This window comes from Haematospirillum jordaniae (assembly GCF_001611975.1).
GTDB classification, from domain to species: Bacteria; Pseudomonadota; Alphaproteobacteria; order Rhodospirillales; family Rhodospirillaceae; genus Haematospirillum; species Haematospirillum jordaniae.
The window spans coordinates 2,035,014-2,053,431 of the sequence record NZ_CP014525.1 but is presented as its reverse complement, the minus strand read 5'-3'; the positions used below and the strand labels follow the sequence as shown (position 1 = coordinate 2,053,431).

The 18,418-nt window shown below is 54.2% G+C and carries 14 protein-coding genes; 6 read left to right on the top strand and 8 right to left on the bottom strand.

Features of this window, described 5'->3' with window-relative positions:
- Window positions 1–190 precede the first annotated feature (190 nt).
- The 5 genes from AY555_RS09610 to AY555_RS09590 all read left to right on the top strand — a co-directional run bounded on the left by AY555_RS09610 (window position 191) and on the right by AY555_RS09590 (window position 6,488).
- The gene (locus tag AY555_RS09610) at window positions 191–823 is read left to right on the top strand and encodes a histidine phosphotransferase family protein (protein ID WP_066136112.1); all 633 of its coding nucleotides are present in this window, start codon (window positions 191–193) and stop codon (window positions 821–823) included.
- A 215-nt stretch (window positions 824–1,038) separates the two neighbouring features.
- Window positions 1,039–3,879: a hybrid sensor histidine kinase/response regulator gene (locus tag AY555_RS09605; protein WP_066136109.1), complete on the top strand. Its 2,841-nt coding sequence runs from the start codon at window positions 1,039–1,041 to the stop codon at window positions 3,877–3,879.
- 125 nt (window positions 3,880–4,004) lie between these two features.
- Window positions 4,005–4,373, top strand: a complete 369-nt coding sequence (locus tag AY555_RS09600) for a response regulator (protein WP_066136106.1) — start codon at window positions 4,005–4,007, stop codon at window positions 4,371–4,373.
- 100 nt (window positions 4,374–4,473) lie between these two features.
- Window positions 4,474–5,634: a protein-glutamate methylesterase/protein-glutamine glutaminase gene (locus tag AY555_RS09595; RefSeq protein ID WP_066136878.1), complete on the top strand. Its 1,161-nt coding sequence runs from the start codon at window positions 4,474–4,476 to the stop codon at window positions 5,632–5,634.
- A 2-nt stretch (window positions 5,635–5,636) separates the two neighbouring features.
- A complete protein-coding gene (locus AY555_RS09590; protein ID WP_066136877.1) occupies window positions 5,637–6,488 on the top strand; it encodes a CheR family methyltransferase in 852 nt (283 codons plus the stop codon).
- Window positions 6,489–6,516: 28 nt separating this feature from the next.
- Here the strand turns inward: AY555_RS09590 and AY555_RS09585 are convergent, their stop codons facing one another.
- Entirely contained in the window at window positions 6,517–7,038 is a 522-nt protein-coding gene (locus AY555_RS09585; protein ID WP_209315423.1) for an adenine phosphoribosyltransferase, read from the bottom strand.
- A 323-nt stretch (window positions 7,039–7,361) separates the two neighbouring features.
- Here AY555_RS09585 and AY555_RS09580 point away from each other — a divergent pair, with 323 nt between their 5' ends.
- Entirely contained in the window at window positions 7,362–8,498 is a 1,137-nt protein-coding gene (locus tag AY555_RS09580; protein WP_066136873.1) for a DUF2336 domain-containing protein, read from the top strand.
- A gap of 127 nt (window positions 8,499–8,625) precedes the next feature.
- On the opposite strand, the gene AY555_RS09575 is transcribed toward AY555_RS09580, so the two are convergent.
- From AY555_RS09575 to purC, 7 genes are all read right to left on the bottom strand, one after another.
- Complete coding sequence (locus AY555_RS09575) at window positions 8,626–13,116, bottom strand: autotransporter outer membrane beta-barrel domain-containing protein (RefSeq protein ID WP_066136104.1); 4,491 nt, start codon at window positions 13,114–13,116, stop codon at window positions 8,626–8,628.
- Window positions 13,117–13,332: 216 nt separating this feature from the next.
- Window positions 13,333–13,761: a group III truncated hemoglobin gene (locus tag AY555_RS09570; protein ID WP_066136101.1), complete on the bottom strand. Its 429-nt coding sequence runs from the start codon at window positions 13,759–13,761 to the stop codon at window positions 13,333–13,335.
- Between the two features lie 5 nt (window positions 13,762–13,766).
- On the bottom strand, window positions 13,767–14,000 hold the full coding sequence (locus AY555_RS09565; protein WP_066136098.1) for a BolA family protein: 234 nt from the start codon (window positions 13,998–14,000) through the stop codon (window positions 13,767–13,769).
- Window positions 14,001–14,035: 35 nt separating this feature from the next.
- The gene (gene purL / locus AY555_RS09560; RefSeq protein ID WP_066136094.1) at window positions 14,036–16,231 is read right to left on the bottom strand and encodes a phosphoribosylformylglycinamidine synthase subunit PurL; all 2,196 of its coding nucleotides are present in this window, start codon (window positions 16,229–16,231) and stop codon (window positions 14,036–14,038) included.
- Entirely contained in the window at window positions 16,228–16,923 is a 696-nt protein-coding gene (gene purQ / locus AY555_RS09555) for a phosphoribosylformylglycinamidine synthase subunit PurQ (protein WP_066136091.1), read from the bottom strand. Before purQ ends, purL begins: the two co-directional genes overlap by 4 nt.
- Window positions 16,924–16,998: 75 nt before the next feature.
- A complete protein-coding gene (gene purS, locus AY555_RS09550) occupies window positions 16,999–17,241 on the bottom strand; it encodes a phosphoribosylformylglycinamidine synthase subunit PurS (RefSeq protein ID WP_066136088.1) in 243 nt (80 codons plus the stop codon).
- 47 nt (window positions 17,242–17,288) lie between these two features.
- On the bottom strand, window positions 17,289–18,056 hold the full coding sequence (gene purC, locus AY555_RS09545) for a phosphoribosylaminoimidazolesuccinocarboxamide synthase (protein WP_066136085.1): 768 nt from the start codon (window positions 18,054–18,056) through the stop codon (window positions 17,289–17,291).
- Between the last annotated feature and the right edge of the window lie 362 nt (window positions 18,057–18,418).

Here is an 18,418-nt window from a genome sequence, read left to right as displayed (position 1 = left end):
CATCTTTCCTTCCTAGCGGCAAGGGTGAATTGCCCGGCCTTTGGACATTATATGCCTGCACGAAGCGGAAAAAGGCATGAATGAAGGGCCATTTCTGTTGTATTTCATCTTGTTGTTTTAGGGTGATATGGTCCATCGTTCCTTGGGGTAATCTAAGGGTCAATGCCAGAACAAGGGGTCAGCCATTGTGATGCAGGATGCTGATCTTGCGGACTTGTTGTGTACGCGTCTGTGCCATGATCTGGCCGGGCCTGTCGGGGCCGTTGTTGCCGGTATGGAGCTGATGGCGGATGAAGATGATCCCGAGTTGGCCCGTGAAACAGTTGCTCTTCTGAAAGGGTCGGCTGATGCGGTTTCAAGCCGGCTGCGATTCCTGCGCACGGTTTTTGGCATGTCGCTGGCAGGGGAGCGCGATCTTGCCGATTTGGCCACACTCTGTGACGAGTGGATCCGGGCAACAAAAAGCGGCATCACCCTGCTCTGGGGTGATGACTTTGACAGGCCATCTACCCCGGGTCATGTGGGGCGCATGATTCTCTGCATGATCATGCTGGCAGCTGATCATCTTGTTCGTGGTGGGTCTATTTCTGTCTGTTCCGGGGGAGAGTGTCCCGGCAGTGGTGTTGTGGTTGCGGCTGCAGGGACACAGGTTACCCCTATCCCGGATCTTGACGATCTTTTGTCTGGGCAGCCCGTTGTTCCCGGACCACGCAATGCCCCGGTTATCCTGCTGCATCAGCTTGCCATGCGGGCTGGGTGGCGCTTGTCCCATGTCTTTTCAAAGCGGGAAATAACCCTTCGCGCAACACCAATGCGTTTGTAGCGGCGTTTCTTATAATCTTCCAGTTTTCTATTTGATGGCGCTGTGGCAATGGACAGCAAGAACCCTTCTGGTCCAGTTTTTTCCGTGTTACAAAAGCGTTCTGGGTGCCGGATTATCCGGTCAGGGAGGGGCGTTGTGCGCCGCACCGCCGGATATGGTGGTTTTTGACGGCTTCGTTCTCGGCGCTCTCGTGGAAGAGCATTGGGGAGATACCAATGGACGACCTGCTCAGTGAATTCCTGACCGAAACAGCGGAAAGCCTTGCCACGCTTGATATTGAGTTGGTGAATCTGGAGCAGAATCCCAACGACACGGGCATTTTGTCCAATATCTTCCGGTTGGTTCACACCATAAAAGGCACGTGCGGGTTCCTTGGGTTGCCACGCCTTGAGTCGTTGGCCCATTCGGGGGAGAACGTTCTGGGCAAGTTCCGTGATGGTGAGCTGACCGTCACGGCCGAAGCTGTCACCCTTATTCTGGCCTCTATCGACCGAATCAAGGAACTTCTGGGACATCTGGAAGCCAATGAGACAGAACCGGAAGGGAATGACCGTGACCTGATCGACCAGCTGAACGCCATGGCTGAGGGGAATACCTCGGGTGGTGGTGCTCCGGCTGCTGCGGCTCCCCCACCGCCTCCTACTCCTGCGCCTGAAGCACCCCCTGCCGCAGCAGAAGCGTTTCCGGTTGCTGCAGAATTGTTGGCTGAAGTTCAGCAGGCGGTATCCCAAGGCAAGAAAGCAACCAGTCAGGCAGAGCTTGATGCCCAGATGGCTGCTGAGCGTGCCAAGGAGGCTGCGTCTGCCAAGCCCGCTCCGGCTGCCGAAGAGCCTGCTGCTGCCCCACCTGAGGCTGAGAAGCCTGCGGCGGCCAAGCCTCCTGCTGCAGCAAAGGAGCCACCTAAAGAGGCGGCCAAGGCTGCAGCCCCTGCGGCACCCGCAGGTGGTGGTGGCGGTGGTGGTGAAAATTCTATCGCGGCGCAGTCTATCCGCGTCAACGTGGACCTGCTTGAGAATCTCATGACCTTGGTTTCCGAGCTGGTTCTTACGCGCAACCAACTTTTGCAGATGATTCGTGGCCGCGATGACAGCGAGTTTGCGGCGCCGCTGCAGCGGCTGTCGCACATTACGTCTGATTTACAGGAAGGCGTGATGAAGACTAGGATGCAGCCTATCGGTAATGCTTGGTCAAAATTGCCTCGTATTGTTCGCGATCTGGGGATTGAAACCGGCAAGAAGATCGATCTTCAGATGTATGGTGCTGAAACCGAACTCGACCGCCAGGTTCTGGAACTGATCAAGGATCCTTTGACCCACATGGTTCGCAACTCGGCAGACCACGGGCTGGAAGATACCGAAGGCCGCCGTAACGCCGGGAAGAGCGAAGTCGGGATTATCAAGCTGAATGCGTTCCACGAAGGTGGGCACATCATCATCGAGATTTCTGATGACGGTCGCGGGCTGAATATCAACCGTATCCGTGAAAAGGCCATCGCAAATGGCTTGGCTTCCGAGGCTGATCTCGACTCGATGAATGAGCAACAGATTGCCCAGTTTATCTTTAAGGCCGGGTTCTCCACGGCCGAGAAGATTACCAGCGTGTCGGGCCGTGGTGTTGGTATGGACGTGGTTCGCACCAATATCGAAAAGATCGGTGGGACCATCGAGCTCAAGACCATCTATGGAAAGGGTACGACGTTTACCATCAAGATCCCGCTGACCCTTGCGATTGTCTCGGCCCTGATTGTGGAATGTGCGGCAGAGCGTTTTGCCATTCCCCAGATCAGTGTGCTGGAACTGGTCCGGGTGACAGCGAATTCCGAAACCAAGATCGAAAAGATCAACCGTGCACCTGTGCTGCGGTTGCGTGATCGTTTGCTGCCTTTGGTCTCTTTGGGTAATCTGCTCAAGCTGCGTCAGGACGATATCCATGACCTTGCCGCGCGTTTGGCAGATGTGGATAACGATCTGAACGAAACGTTCATTGTTGTTACCCAAGTCGGGACCTATACCTTCGGGATTATTGTCGACCGCGTGTTTGATACCGAAGAAATCGTCGTCAAGCCGGTTGCTCCCATTCTCCGTCATATTTCCATGTTCTCCGGGAATACGATCCTTGGGGACGGGTCTGTTATCATGATCCTAGATCCGAACGGTATTGCCACCGCAACCGGCGAAGTAACGATGAATTCCGCTGGTGGTGAGGGGGCATCTGCCTACGAGGGTACCCGTGTGGATGATATGACCAGCTTGCTTATCTTCCGCGCAGCCACAGCCGAATTGAAGGCTGTTCCCTTGGCGCTGGTTGCCAGGTTGGAAGAGATTGAGCTTGAAAAGGTCGAATACTCCTTTGGCAAGCCCGTTGTGCAGTATCGTGGGCAACTGATGCCATTGGTCACGGTTACCGATGGCATCGAGTTCCGGAAAGAAGGGCGCCAGCCTATCCTTGTCTTCTCGGATCGCGATCGTTCTATGGGCTTGATGGTGGACGAGATCGTCGACATCGTCGAGGATCGCCTGAAGGTCGAGCTGAAAGCCGAAACTCAAGGCATCATTGGGACCGCCATTATCGGTGATCGTGCAACAGATGTGATCGATACCGGTTACTATCTGACACGGGCCTTCGGTGACTGGTTCGGCAAGCCGCAGCTTCCATCCAGCCAAGATCGTGCCGCTGCAGGTGGGCCTTCTGTGTTGCTGGTTGATGACAGCCCGTTCTTCCGTAATCTTTTGACGCCACTTCTGTCGGTGTCGGGTTACGATGTCACAACAGTCGACAGCGCCGAAAAAGCGATGGCTATCCTGAATTCGGGTGCACGCTTTGATGCTGTTGTTTCGGATATCGAAATGCCAGGCATGAATGGCTTTGAGTTTGCGGAGGCCTTGCGCAAGGATGAGCGGTTCGCGACGATTCCACTGATTGCCCTGAGTTCGCGGGCAACAGAGCGTGACCTTGAGCGTGGGCGCGAGGTAGGATTTGATGATTATGTTGCCAAGTTTGACCGGGATGCCCTGATTAATACTCTGGGACAGATTCTTGGTGCAGCTGCGGCATAAGACAGGCAAGTTGTATTCGGGCAGAGGGTTGTTCCCTGCCGTGGAATGGTGGTTTGTCAGAGTGTACAAGGCCCGGCGCGGGTGCCGGCTGACAGGGAACCCTGCAAGGAGGGGCACGGAGAAGCATGAAATCGTGTCTGATCGTCGATGACTCCAAGGTTATCCGCATGGTAGCCAAGAAGATTCTTCAGGAAATGTCGTTTACGACCCTGGAGGCCGAGGACGGCCAAGGTGCCTTGGACATATGTCGCAAGGAACTTCCTGATGCCATTCTTTTGGACTGGAACATGCCGGTTATGAGCGGTATCGACTTCCTGCGGGAGCTTCGGCGGCTTCCGGGGGGGCAGAAGCCTGTTGTTGTTTTTTGTACAACAGAAAATGACATTGCCCACATTCAGGAAGCCATAGAGGCCGGTGCCAACGAGTACATCATGAAGCCATTTGACAGTGAAATTTTGCAGGCCAAATTTTCCCAGGTTGGTCTTCTTGACTGACGCGTGGTGTTCTTGGGACTTTTGAAGGAGATGGGGTTTGGCCTTTGCTCAAGACACAGGAGGGGCAGGTTCTTCAGGCGGGGATGGGCCATACCTCGTGATGGTTGTTGACGACTCTGCGGTCGTGCGTGGTCTTGAGACCCGCATGCTTGAGGCTGATCCGGAAATCAAGGTTGTTGCGTCGGTTGGTAATGGTCAGGCTGCGTTGCAGGCCTTGGATCGTATCGATGTCGAGGTTGTTGTTCTGGACATCGAAATGCCGGTTATGGATGGCCTTACAGCACTCCCGAAAATTATTGAAAAGAAGCCTGGTATTCGTGTTCTGATGTCATCGACATTGACGCACAAGAACGCAGAAATCAGCATGAAAGCCATGGAGCTTGGTGCAACGGATTATATTCCGAAGCCCAGCTCTTCCAAGGAATTGACGGGGGCCGGTGACTTTCAGGAGCTTCTGGTCAGCAAGGTCAAGGTTCTGGGTGCGTCGGCGCGTCGGGGTACAGGTGTTCGGCGTACATTCGGTGCTGGTACTGGTACGGCACCCGCTGCGGCTGCGTCTCCTGCATCGGCAGCGCCCGCCGTGGCCAAGCCAGCGGCTGCAGCCCCTGCTGCAGCACCGCGTGTCAGCCTGTTATCTCCTACGGCGCCGATTCAGTTGCGCCAGGCATCGACCGAACGCCCTGATGTTATCGCCATTGGTAGCTCGACTGGGGGGCCGCAGGCCCTGTTTACGGTGCTGACAGCGTTGAAGGCAGCCGGGGGGGTGGAACAACCCATTCTGATTACCCAGCACATGCCACCAACATTTACAGCCATTCTGGCCGAGCATATCACCCGTATTGCCGGTCTTTCTGCCAAAGAAGCGACGCAGGGTGAAAAGATAAATGGTGGCATGATCTATATTGCCCCTGGTGACTGGCATATGTTGATCGACAGCAAGGGTGGAGAGCGCTACGTCCACCTTGAACAAGGCGAGCCGGAAAACTTTTGCCGGCCTGCCGTCGATCCCATGTTCCGCTCTATTGTCAAGGCGTATGGCAAGAAGGTTCTGGCCTGTGTGCTCACCGGTATGGGGGCTGACGGTGCCAAGGGCGGGAAGGTGGTTGCCGAGGCCGGAGGTACCGTCATTGCGCAGGACGAGGCTTCCAGTGTTGTCTGGGGTATGCCGGGCGCAACGGCACAGACGGGTGTGTGTTCTGCTGTCCTTCCGATTGATGAGATCGGTTCCTATATCCAGAAATTCGCCACAAGGCGAGCATGAGCATGAAACCAGAAGACTTCGAATATCTCGCCAAACTCCTCAAGGACCGCTCCGGGCTTGTCCTGAATGCAGATAAGTCGTATCTGCTGGAAAGTCGGCTGATGCCCATTGCCCGCAAGCGCGGATTCAAGGGAATTGAGGAACTGACAGAAAAGCTGCGTGCTAATGATGAAGGCTTGGCTTCTGATGTGACTGAAGCCATGACGACAAATGAGTCCTTCTTTTTCAGGGACCAGAAGCCATTTGACCAGTTCAAAGACATCGTGCTCCCCAACCTGCTGCGTACACGCGCAACCAAGAAGTCCTTCCGTATCTGGTGTGCTGCGGCATCTTCGGGGCAGGAACCATATTCACTTGCCATGATTCTGAAGGAAGAGGCAGCAAAGCTGGCAGGATGGAAGACAGAAATTATCGGTACAGATTTGTCCAAAGAAATCTTGGAAAAGGCAAAGACAGGCCTTTACAGCCAGTTTGAGGTCCAACGTGGCTTGCCCATCACTTTACTCGTCAAATACTTCCACAAGCGGGACGACCAGTGGGAGATTGATGCGGGTATACGGGCAATGGTTAACTTCCGGGAGTTCAACCTTCTGAGTGATCTCAGCTCGCTGGGAGGCTTTGATGTCGTTTTCTGTCGTAACGTCTTGATATATTTTGATCAGGCGACAAAGGGCCGCGTCCTTGAAGGCATTGCCAAGTTGATGTCTGACGACGGCGTTCTTTACTTGGGTGGCGCCGAGACTGTCTTGGGCATCACGGACAAGTTCAAGCCGGTTCCCAACCAGCGTGGCGCTTACGCTGTTGTCAAAGGGGCAGGGAATCTTCCATGTCTTGGTGCAGAGCCTGTCAAGTAATTAACGAATTTATTCTTCGATGGACAGGCTATGTGTCGTAGTCGACTAGCGTTGCGACCGGAACATCCAGCCTGTCTCGTCCCTTGAGAAAATTCAGTTCAATGATAGCGGCCAGTCCCACAACTTCGGCGCCGACTTTTCTTAGAAGGTTCACGGCTGCGTTGGCCGTTCCACCCGTCGCCAAGAGATCATCGAGAACAACGACGCGCTGACCGGGCTGTATGGCATCGGCCTGTATTTCGATTGTGTCGGTACCATACTCCAAGTCATAGGAATAACTGATTGTTGGCCCCGGTAGCTTATTGCGCTTGCGCACCATGACAAACCCGCATCCCAGTTTCAGTGCTAGAGGGGCTGCAGTCAGGAAGCCACGCGATTCAATGCCAGCCAATACATCCGGCCTCCAAGCCCCGACAGCTTTGGCCAGTCGCCCCATGGTGACCTGCCAAGCATCGGGATCACGCAGCAAAGTCGATATATCGTAGAAGTTTATGCCCGGCTTGGGAAAGTCCGGGATTGATCGTATATGGCTCCGGATATCGATGGGCATATTTCTTCCTTGGGTATTTGGGGCTAAAGCATTCCAAGGGCACCCCACCTCTTCGTGGAGAGGCACTTTAAGCCGTTCCGAAGAGGAACCCAATGGTAGCCGATTGCCAAGGTAATAGAAAGGGTTACGTTTAACGTCAACAAAATAAGGCATTTTTTAATGGATCAGTCTTGATCCGGAAACGTAGAAGTGCCACCCTGACCCGTGGTATACAGGAAGAAGAAAAGCAGGGACAGGTCCTTTATTTCTCTGTACTTTTTGTGCAAGTGCGAAGCAGTACATGGTGCGGCCAGCTCCGTAACAAGGCAGATGGGCAGGATGTAATGGCAGATATTCAGCTGACAGCCGAAGATGTACAAAACCTGCTGAGGGAACCGTCCCCTGAGATCCGGGTGGATTTGGCTTCCAAGGTTGCCCGTCAGTTTGATGCAGTTGATCTCTCGGAATCCGAACGTGAAATTGCCGAGGAGATCTTTCGTATCATGGTGCAGGATGCCGAGGTGCGTGTGCGTGAAGCCCTCGCGCTGAATCTCAAGGATAATTCAATGGTGCCGCGGGATGTTGCCCTGTCTTTGGCCCGGGATGTAGACAGCGTGTCCTTGCCTCTGTTGCAGTTTTCCGAGGTACTGACCGCTGAGGATTTGGTTGAAATTGTTCGTAGTCAGCAAAGTCAGGACGTTCTGAAGGCTGTAGCCAAGCGCCGGGTTGTTGAGGCAAATGTTGCTGATGAACTGGTGAGCCGGGGTGATGCAGACGTGGCAGCCGCGTTGGCGGGGAATGCCGGTGCCGAGCTGACCGAGAAGTCCATGCTGAAAATTGTGGAGCGGTTTGGAGACCATGAAGTTGTGCATGGACCGTTGGCAACCCGTGCCTATTTGCCGGTAACAGTTACGGAGCGCTTGGTGAACCGTGTGTCAGAAGCACTGAAGGAGCATATTCTTCACCGCCATGAATTGCCCCCGGACTTGGCTGCTGATTTGGTAATGCAAACGCGGGAGCGTGCGGTTATTTCACTGTCGTCCGAATCATCGGAAGACGATGTAGAGCGCTTGGTACGGCAGATGTCGGATCACAAGCGTTTGACACCGTCGATTATTGTGCGTGCCATCTGCATGGGTGATTTGGTTTTCTTTGAATATGCGATGGCAGCCCGTTCCCGCCTTCCTGTTGTCAACGTACGTCGCTTGATCCATGACAGCGGTGCCTTGGGCCTGAAAGGTATTTTCCAGAAGTGCCGGATGCCGGAGACCATGTATCCTGCCGTTCGCGCTGCCATTGATGTTATTGCTGAAACAGACTTTGATGGCGAGGATGGGGATATTGAGCGTCACCAGCGCCGGGTTCTGGAAAGAATTCTGACCCAGTATGGTGATCTGGGCGTTGATCTTGAGAAATCCGATCTTGAATACCTTTTGGCAAAGGTCGAAAAGCTGCCTCATCCCACGGGTGGCATCTCGTAGTCTTTGCCTGTATTTCTGCACAAAAAGCTCCCCAGATAATTGCTGGGGAGCTTTTTGTTCTTTATGAGTTCTCGCACGTTTCTGGCAGAGGCCCCAAGACGAGTGCCCCTGCCAGTGTTTTTCAAGGTTAGAAGTTGATACGTCCGGTCAACATGCCGTTATGAGACATATAGCCGGCGCGCATTTCTGCATCGTAATCAGCACGCACTTCCCACATGCCGTCAGAGGTCGTGTAGCCCATGCCGGCTCCGACAGTACCGCCCATTTTCGACGGCTTGAGGCCCGGTGTCTGAATGGTTGCGCCAGCACCCGCATACTTGGCTGTGGCCGTGGCATCATCACCTAGGAATTCATACAGGGCCGCAGCCCGCAGTTCCGGCCGCAGCTCTGCTCCGGATCGCATTGTATGATGATAGGCGACAACACCCCCTAGGCTTCCTTCCAGAATTTGGGTCGAGGGTGGGTTGATCGTCAGGTTTGATCCTTCAGCCCCGGTTTCCGTATAGCTGGACGGGCTGTTGTAGCTGTAGAATATCCCGGCTTTCGGGGTCAGGGTTACCGCTCCCTTGTGCAGAGGCATGCCAACAGCGGTGCTGGCTGAGTACTGGTGCGCATCGTATTCACCGCTTGCGGTGCGGTTCAGGCCGCCAAAGGTAATCCGGCGCGATGTCTTGATAGTATTGTAGGCCCACGCCAGCTGACCTTCGACAAAATACCGGCCCGGCTCGTAAGCCCCATAAAAGGCAACCTGATAGGAGTTGATGTCGGTCTTGGATTGGCCGCTGTCCTTTCCTTTGACATCGGACTGAGCATAGCTGAGCGCCCCGCCCAGACGCAGCGTTTCCGTTACCTTGTTGTCCAACCCGATGGTGGCCCCATAGGTGTTGGTACGGCCTCCGGCTACGCCATTGCGGGCCTTCTGGGTGGCAATCCCGCCAGTCGCTTTCATCCATGCCCCGTTGCGCCGGGTATCATCACCGGCAGCGACGCCGCTTTGCTGAAGGCCGGCGGTCTGTGCTTCCCCGCGGGTTGCCGCCAGGCGTGTTGAGACAGCCCCGGCTGCTGCGCGCGAAGCGCCCGTAATGGCCTGGGTTGCGGCAACATTGCTGCTGGTGGTGCTTTGCTCGGCGGCCAGCTTGATATCGGCGACATTTCCAGACAGTAGAACTGTTTCATAAGCCTTTCTCAGATCACTGTCCCTAGTCTTTTCAGCTACAGCCAGACCGGAGGCAAAGGCTTTGGCCACGGTTGCACTGGCCCCGCTGCTGGATACCAGATCTGCCGTTTTTGCACTGTTGGAAAAGCCAATCAGGTAAGACCCGTTGCCTTTGTTGACCATCCTGTAATCAAGAATGTTGTTATAGGCATTGTTTTCGATCTTCAGGATGATTTCCTTCAGTTCGTCTTCGGTGACAGTGCCTTCAAACACACGAATGGCTTTGTTGACCACGCCAGAAACATTAAGGGTTGTTTTGTCAAAGTCGAAGCTATTGGCCTTGATCCCGGCATTCGGGTTTTCTGCCGACATATTGACCTGGGAGCCGTTTCCGGACGTGAATTTTCCGACAACGTCCAGCCTGTTGTTCAGGTTCAGTGTACTTCCGGCAGTATTGGTATAATCACCCTCAACGTTCATTGCGGCGTTGATGTCGTGGGTGTCGTTGTTGGTGTAGCTTCCTTTGACTGTTGTTGCGGCATTGGTCTTGTGGGTGCCTTGGTTGGTAACGTTATTGGAATACGTTACGGCGATGTTGTCTTCAAACACCGTGTTATTGCGGATGAAAACATTTTTCACGTAGTCGTAAGACGGTGCCCCGACTTCCCTTTTGTGGATACCGCCGCGGTATTCGACCCGCCCCAGTCTTTTCCCGGCTGCACCCAGCTGGGTCTTGAGGATCTTCGTTTCGTCAGCGTTAGCAGAGAACAGGATGGTTCCGTCCCCGTCGTTCTCACCCACCACCTTTTTCAGGCCGGTTGCATCGCCGCGCATTTCAACTGTCATTCCCTCGCCAACGGTCCATATATCACCGCTGGCGTCTTCCGTGATAATGGTTGTGGCAGTGTCACCATTATTCACTATCAGCAGAGCCTCTGTGACGTGGAACTGTTCATAGGTCTTGGTGTTCCCCGCTTCGGTGCGCTGCTCAAATTTGCCAAGCTGTTTGTTTTTTGTGCCGATATTCTGTGGCGCTATGTTTGTCTTGGCATGTGTAGAAATCAGATAGCCCGCGCCGTCACCCTCAGCTTCAATATTGCCATGGGTGTCCTGAACTTCGACCGGTTTGTCACCCCACAGCAGGATACTCTTCTTAGAGGATACCTCGCCGTTGACAACAACCTTGGCGCCGTCTCCGGTTGCGCCCAGGCGTACCTTCTCTGTGCTGTGCAGGCCCCCATTCACGATGCGATGGCGCTTTGTGCCGTCAACTTCGATGGTCCCGTCCTGCCCGATGTTGACGGGTTTATCGTCTGGAGCATCCCTGGTTCCACGGCCTTCAAGGATGATGGCTTTTTCCAGTGCCGTTTGTGTATCGGCTGCGGCTTGTTCCAGTTCTGCTCCCTTGGCTAGTGTTTTTGCCTTCTTTGCCAAGTCAACCAAAGCCGTAACATTGGCTGCGGTAACGTCTTTATATTCATCATTTCCAACAAGGCCGAGGTTAACCAGCGATGTGCGTAACGTATTATATTGTTGTTTTAGCGTGTTGTATGCGTTTACGTCGCCTTCTATTGTGGCGTAGTTGCTAATAGCATCCGTCAGGCTGGTGATCAGGCCTTCCTGATCTGCACCTGTTATGCTGTCCAAGTGACTTTTAACCGCTTCAAAGGTCTGAGCATTGCTATCAACGTAATTTTTCCACGTGTTCAGCTTGTTAAGATCATCTGGTGATCCCAGAAGCCCGTGACGCGCCAAGAAGGCGTGGTATTCAGCCCGCGCTGTGTCCCGGGTGGTCTTGAGAGTGTCAAGATCGCGGTTGCCCAAGGAACTTTTGATCGTTCCTATGGTTTCAGTATCCTGTGGGGTCGCGCCTTTTTTCTCTTCGTATTTCTTTAAGACATTGTCTATTGCGGTGATAAAAGCCGTTGCACCTGTGTCAGTGCTATGTATTTTGCTCTTCAGAGCTTTCAGCTCACCCAGCGTGGTGCTGTCATTAATCGCGATGTCATCGCCGGGCGTCTTTTTGTTTTCTGTTGCAATATGGCCCTGCAGACCCACCACGGCATCAATGAAGGTATCCTCAATCTTTGCAAGCGAATCTAGGCTGCTAATCTGTGTATTAAGATTATCTTCTCTCGTATCAATCGCTATGCCTGAGGTGCTTTGCGCAGCCTTCAGTTCCTTGGCGGCAACGAACTGATCCCACAGATTCTGATTAACCTCGTTTGGCTTTGTGGTTGATGCGGTGTCCGTCTCTTTGGTGATGCCGTTGCCCATTTTCGTTGCCAAAGCGTCGATGACAGGATCAAGGACGTTGTTCCCAATAGCATCCTTCAAAGCGCCTGTGGTGGCCAGGGTCAGTGGATTTCCGTCTGCGTCGGTTATGCCGTTAGCAGTATTGCCGACGTATTCTCGTAGGGCTTTGAACTTGTTTATTTTTTCTTTGTCCGCCTGAAAGCCACTTTTTTGGTTTTCCAGCGTACTTCTTTCACTCTTGATCTTACCAAGGAATGTCCTCAGATCCTCATACTTGTTAAGCTCACCACCCCACTCTAAGGCTGTCAGGCCGGCGTTCTCTCTCCACGTTTTCCAACTGCCGTGTTCGATCTTGCCGTCAACCGTATCTGCGACAGTTCCCCCGGCGGTTCTAAAATTCGTAATAACTTGTTGGATATCGCTTGCGACTGTAGTGTCTTCCAGCTTGATCGTCTGGCGGTTCATCTTCAGACCAGAAGGGGCCGTAAGGGCACCAAGGGCATTGCTGACGGCGTTATCTTTTTCCTGTACCGCAACATCACTTTCAGCAGTGCTCAGAGCTGTTGTGGCATCTGTCTTTGCCTGCTCCCACCTTTTGCCATTGGGGACAGGCTTTTCCAGGGCTTTATCCAGTGCCGTGGCTATATGAGCTTCTGTGATGGAATCACTGTCCCCAATGCCTGCCAACCCGCGAACCGCTGCAGCGAGATCAGAGTTGCTATTGCTAGTAACCGTTATAACCATGCCGCCAAGCTTGGCTTTCAGAGCCTTCTTCGCTGCCTCTTGCCGTTCTGTCTGTAGGGCCTCCTCTGTTTTCAGGGTTCCGCGGCTAAAGGCGACTGGGTGCGTTCCTGTGGTGTCAGCAACTTTTCCTATTTCGTTATCTTCCCATTCCAATGCTTCTAATGATTTTTTATATGCGTCTTTTTCGGTTTCTGAACGGAAAGTACTTATTTTCTGTGGATCTTTTGCGGGGTCTATTGCAGCAATAAAGCTGTAATTGTCTCTATAGTTATCAATTTTTCTATAGAAATTAAGCTTACTTTCTGCATCGTTCCTTGCCTTGATGAACGTGTCAACGAAGGACTGTGACAAGACTTCGTTCAGGGGGGTGGTTCCGGGGGTTGTTGCATACGCGACGCCGGGCAGGGAAAGGGCGGCGGCCAAAGCGGTGGTGGCCAGAAGGTTTGTGCGAATTTCAGACATAACGGGGGAATAATCCTTGTGCATGAACGCCAGACAACAACGGCACACGAACCGCGCACCAAAACGAACTATTTCTATTAATGCGATGGTTTATACGAAATCTCCCATATAAAATGAAATGGATTTCGTAACTTTTTTGTATAAAAAGTATGAAAAAACGTGGCCTGTGCTTCTCAGAACACAGGCCGTGTTGCGACGGAATAAAAACAGGATGCGTTAGAACAAACGCTCGCCACGCTGGATGGCCAGCGCCATCCGGAACGATGCCGCCATGCGTTCTGCGCGTATGCACAGTTGTTCCGCCGGTTCAGGGCAGAACACATCAGTTGCGGTGGCGCGGAACAGGGCCAGCCACTGGGTAAAGTGATGATCATGCAAATCAGGCAAAGCCAGATGCGCGGGCAGGGGGCGCCCGTCGTAAGTGCGGGTGCCCAGCATCATGGAACACCAGAACTCCACCATCTTGTCCAGATGTGGTTGCCAGTTGCCCTGGATCGTTTTCTCGAACACTGGCCCCAGATCAGGGTGTGTCTGTACGCGGTCGTAGAAAGCCAGAACCAAACGGCGCAGGGCATCCCGATCGATCACCGTAGCCCGTTCCTGCGGGGTCCACGCATGCCAGTGGGGGTGATCGACCGGTGTCATGGCGTTTATTCCGGCACGGCGGTTTGCAGTGCTAGGGCGTGTAACTCTCCGCCCATTTTGCCCTTCAGCGCGGCATACACCATCTGGTGCTGCTGCACCCTGCTTTTGCCGGCAAACGCGCGGGAGATAACCCGGGCCGCATAATGATCACCGTCTCCGGCCAGATCCTCGATCACCACGTCGGCGTCGGGAAACGCCTCGCGGATCAGGGCTTCGATATCAGCGGCGTGCATGGCCATGGTCTATCTTGTCCTTTCGCTGTATTGCGCTGGTTTCAGCCGGCCATGTAATCGGGCAGCCAAGCTTCGTGGGTATGCTGGAGATCTTTCACAGTGGGGCCAGGTTGACCGTTGATGATGATGCGATCACCGCCGGTGCACCCGATCACCCGGGCTGAAATCCCGGCCCCCGCCGCCATCGCCAGAATGGCGCGTGCGGGTTCTCCATCTTCTGTCACTACAACATAGCGCCCCTGATCTTCGCCGAACAGGGTCGCATGCAGTGGGCCGCCAAAGTCAACCGTCAGATCTGCCCCGATGCTTGACGCCATCGCCATTTCGGCAACCGCTGCCAGCAGGCCACCATCCGAGACATCGTGTACCGTGCGGGTATGGCCACACTGAATCACCGAGCGCACAAAGTCCCCGGTCTTGCGTTCATGGTGCAGGTCAACCGGCGGCGGTGCACCGTCTTCCCGACCAAGGATTTCGCGTAGGTAAAGGGATTGCCCCAGCCATCCCCGCCGTTCCCCCTGACCGACCAAAATAATCGTTTGCCCCGGCGCCTGGAATGAAATGGTTGCTGTTCGGTCCAGATCCTCAATTAGCCCGACGCCGCCGATGGCTGGTGTTGGCAAGATCGCTTGACCACTGGTTTCATTATACAGGGACACGTTACCCGAAACCACCGGGTACTCCAGCGTGGTGCAGGCTTGGGCAATACCTTGGCAGGCCCCGACGAACTGCCCCATGATGGCGGGCTTTTCCGGGTTGCCGAAGTTCATGTTATCGGTAATAGCCAGAGGGCGCGCGCCGGATGCCGTCAAGTTCCGCCAGCTTTCGGCCACAGCCTGTTTGCCGCCTTCAACTGGGTCAGCCTTGACATAACGTGGCGTACAGTCGGTTGTCATGGCTAAGGCACGGTTTGTGCTGTGCAATCTGACAACAGCCGCATCGCTACCCGGGCGAACCACGGTGTCGCCCATCACCATGTGATCGTACTGTTCCCATATCCACCGGCGACTGGCCATGTCGGGGCAGGAGAGAAGCTTTGGCAGAACCTCTGTCCACGCATGCTCCGGCACGTCATTGGGTGCCAGCTCTGGCTGTGGTGGGGTAGGGATCCACGGACGATCGTATTCTGGGCTGGCTTGGGCTAGGGGGTCAATCGGCAGGTCACCAACTACCTCGCCGTGCCACTTCAGCACCATGCGTCCGCTGTCGGTTAGGGTGCCAATGATGGCAAAATCCAGTTCCCATTTTTCGAAGATATGGCGGGCCATGTCTTCCTTGCCCGGAACCAGTACCATCAGCATGCGTTCTTGGGATTCAGACAGCATCAGTTCGTAGGGAGTCATGCCGGGTTCACGCATGGGAACCTTGTCCAGTTCCAGCTCCACACCCATGCCACCCTTGGAGGCCATTTCAAAGGAAGACGATGTGAGGCCGGCAGCCCCCATGTCCTGAATAGCCACGATCGCATCGGTGGCCATCAGTTCCATGCAGGCTTCGATCAAGAGTTTTTCCGTGAACGGGTCACCAACCTGCACGGTCGGTCGCTTTTCCTCAGCCCCTTCACCAAATTCAGCCGAGGCCATGGTGGCGCCGTGGATACCATCGCGCCCGGTTTTGGAGCCGACATAGACAACCGGATTTCCCACCCCTGCCGCGGCAGAGTAGAAAATCCGGTCCTGACGGGCAACGCCGACCGTCATGGCATTGACCAGAATGTTACCATTGTAAGATGGGTGGAAGTTAACCTCGCCGCCGACCGTAGGCACGCCAACGCAGTTTCCATACCCACCAATACCCGCCACAACGCCTGATATCAGATGGCGTGTCAGGGGATATTCCGGAGCACCGAAACGAAGGGCATTGAGGTTGGCAACAGGGCGGGCACCCATTGTGAACACATCCCGCAAAATGCCGCCAACGCCCGTTGCCGCCCCTTGGCAGGGTTCGATAAAGGACGGGTGATTGTGGCTTTCCATCTTGAAAATAGCCGCTAGCCCTTCACCGATATCAATGACGCCGGCATTCTCGCCTGGGCCGCAGATCACCCACGGTGCCTTGGTTGGCAGTGTTTTTAGCCATTTCTTGGATGATTTGTAGGAGCAGTGTTCCGACCACATGACCGAAAAAATACCCAGCTCGGTCAGGTTGGGTTCCCGTCCCATAATCTCCAGAATCAGCGCATACTCGTCCTGGTTCAGGCCATGGCTGGCAATAACATCCGGGGTCAATGCGGTCATTGTGACAGGGTCTCCACCAGGGAATCAAACAATGGCTTGCCATCCGTGCCACCGAGTTTCTCGTCAGCCAGTCGTTCAGGATGGGGCATCATGCCAAGGACCGTTTTGCTTTCATTAAGGATGCCGGCAATGTTGTTACGGCTGCCGTTGATGTTTGCGCGCTCATCCACGGTGCCGTCGGCTGTGCAGTAACGGAAGGCGACTTGCCCGCCATTTTCAATACGGGCAAGGGTTTCATCATCTGTAAAGAAGTTGCCATCATGGTGAGCAACCGGGATGCGAATGACTTGCGCCGGCGCGTACTGACCCGTAAAGGAGCTTTGATTATTTTCTGTTCTCAGGAAGACATCACGGCAGATAAAGGCCAGATTACGGTTGCGCATCAAGGCACCGGGGAGCAGGCCAGCCTCGGTCAGGATCTGGAATCCATTACAGATGCCCAGAACGCGGGTCCCCCGTGCGGCCAAGCGTTTGACTTCACGCATGACAGGGCTTTGTGCAGCCATGGCACCACAGCGCAGATAATCCCCGTACGAAAAGCCGCCAGGGATGGCAACAAGGTCAAGATCATCAGGAAGCTGGCTTTCACGGTGCCAGATCATGGCCGGAGCCTTGCCCGAACTTTTCTCCAAGGCGACAGCAAGGTCTCGGTCGCAGTTGGAGCCGGGAAATACAATAACGGCGGCTTTCATCGGATATCCTGCTATATGTCAGGAGACGGGGTGGTAGTTCAGGTCCACCCGGTCAGGGGTGTGCCTGATTCCGGCTTATGGCTCTATGGTGATGGTGTAATTTTCCATAACGGTATTGGCCAGCAAATCCCGGCAGGCCTTTTCAATCAGTGCGCGGGCTTCTACTGGATCTGTTGCGCCGAGTTCCAGCTCGATGTACTTGCCTTGGCGAACATTGTCGATGCCGACAAGCCCCAAGTTTTTCAGTGCCCCCTCAATAGCTTTACCCTGTGGGTCCAGAACCCCGTTTTTCAGAGTGACGTATACTTTTGCCTTCACGGATTTTAGTCCTTCCGCAGAAATATCGGGGAGAGTTCAGTCCTGCCTTATTGCATGGTTGCAGGGCCGGGCATGTCACGTGGACCACCTTCGGGCAGGATCCCGAGGCGGCGTGCTACTTCTTGGTAGGCCTCTTCCACAGAACCCATGTCGCGGCGGAAGCGGTCTTTGTCCAGCTTTTCGTTGGTCTTTACATCCCACAGGCGGCAATTATCGGGGCTGATTTCATCGGCCAATATAATCTGCGGCTCGCCGTTCTCGTGATAAATCCGGCCAAATTCAAGCTTGAAGTCAACCAAGCGCAGCCCGACCCCAAGAAAAAGACCGGAGAGAAAGTCATTAATGCGCAGGCTGACGGAAAGAATTTCGTCAATGTCCTGAATCGTGGCCCAGCCAAAAGCGGTGATGTGCTCTTCGGAAACCATGGGATCTCCCAGCTCATCATTTTTGTAATAATATTCGATGATTGTGCGGGGGAGCAGCGTACCTTCGGGAATGCTCAGTCGCTTGGAAAGGGAGCCGGCTGCGCTGTTACGAATAACAACTTCGATCGGTATGATTTCTGCGGCCCTGACCAGTTGCTCCCGCATATTCAGACGCCGAATAAAGTGTGTCGGGACCCCAATGTCACCCAGTTTCTGGAACAGGTATTCAGAAATCCGGTTGTTCAGAACACCCTTGCCGGTAATGGTACCCTTTTTCTGATTATTGAAAGCGGTTGCATCATCTTTGAAGTACTGAACCAAGGTTCCGGGCTCGGGACCCTCGAACAAGATTTTGGCTTTTCCTTCATAAATCTGTCTGCGACGTCCCATCGTGAGCGATTGTCCGTTCGTGGCTCCACCCTGCCGCACGGCAGGAGGGCGGAATAGGTACAAGGATGAAGCCGTCTGCCAAAAAGCAGGGCAGGCCGGGGTTCTTCCGGTTCGGAAGCGGTATAGCAGGCGCCATCGTTACCGACAATGGTGAACTGACAGTCTTCCGGGTCTTTATCAGGAGGGGGTGCGTGGGGAAGGTTAGTGTGCCCGTGTGGGTATGAGCACGATGTACTACGTTATAATTCCTTTTTATATCATATAATTATCTTGTTCCATGAGCTTGTCCTTGTGCGCCGAGGTCTGTTACAATAGACCCTGCACAGCTTTGGAATCTTCGGTGGGTAATGAATTGAGGATGG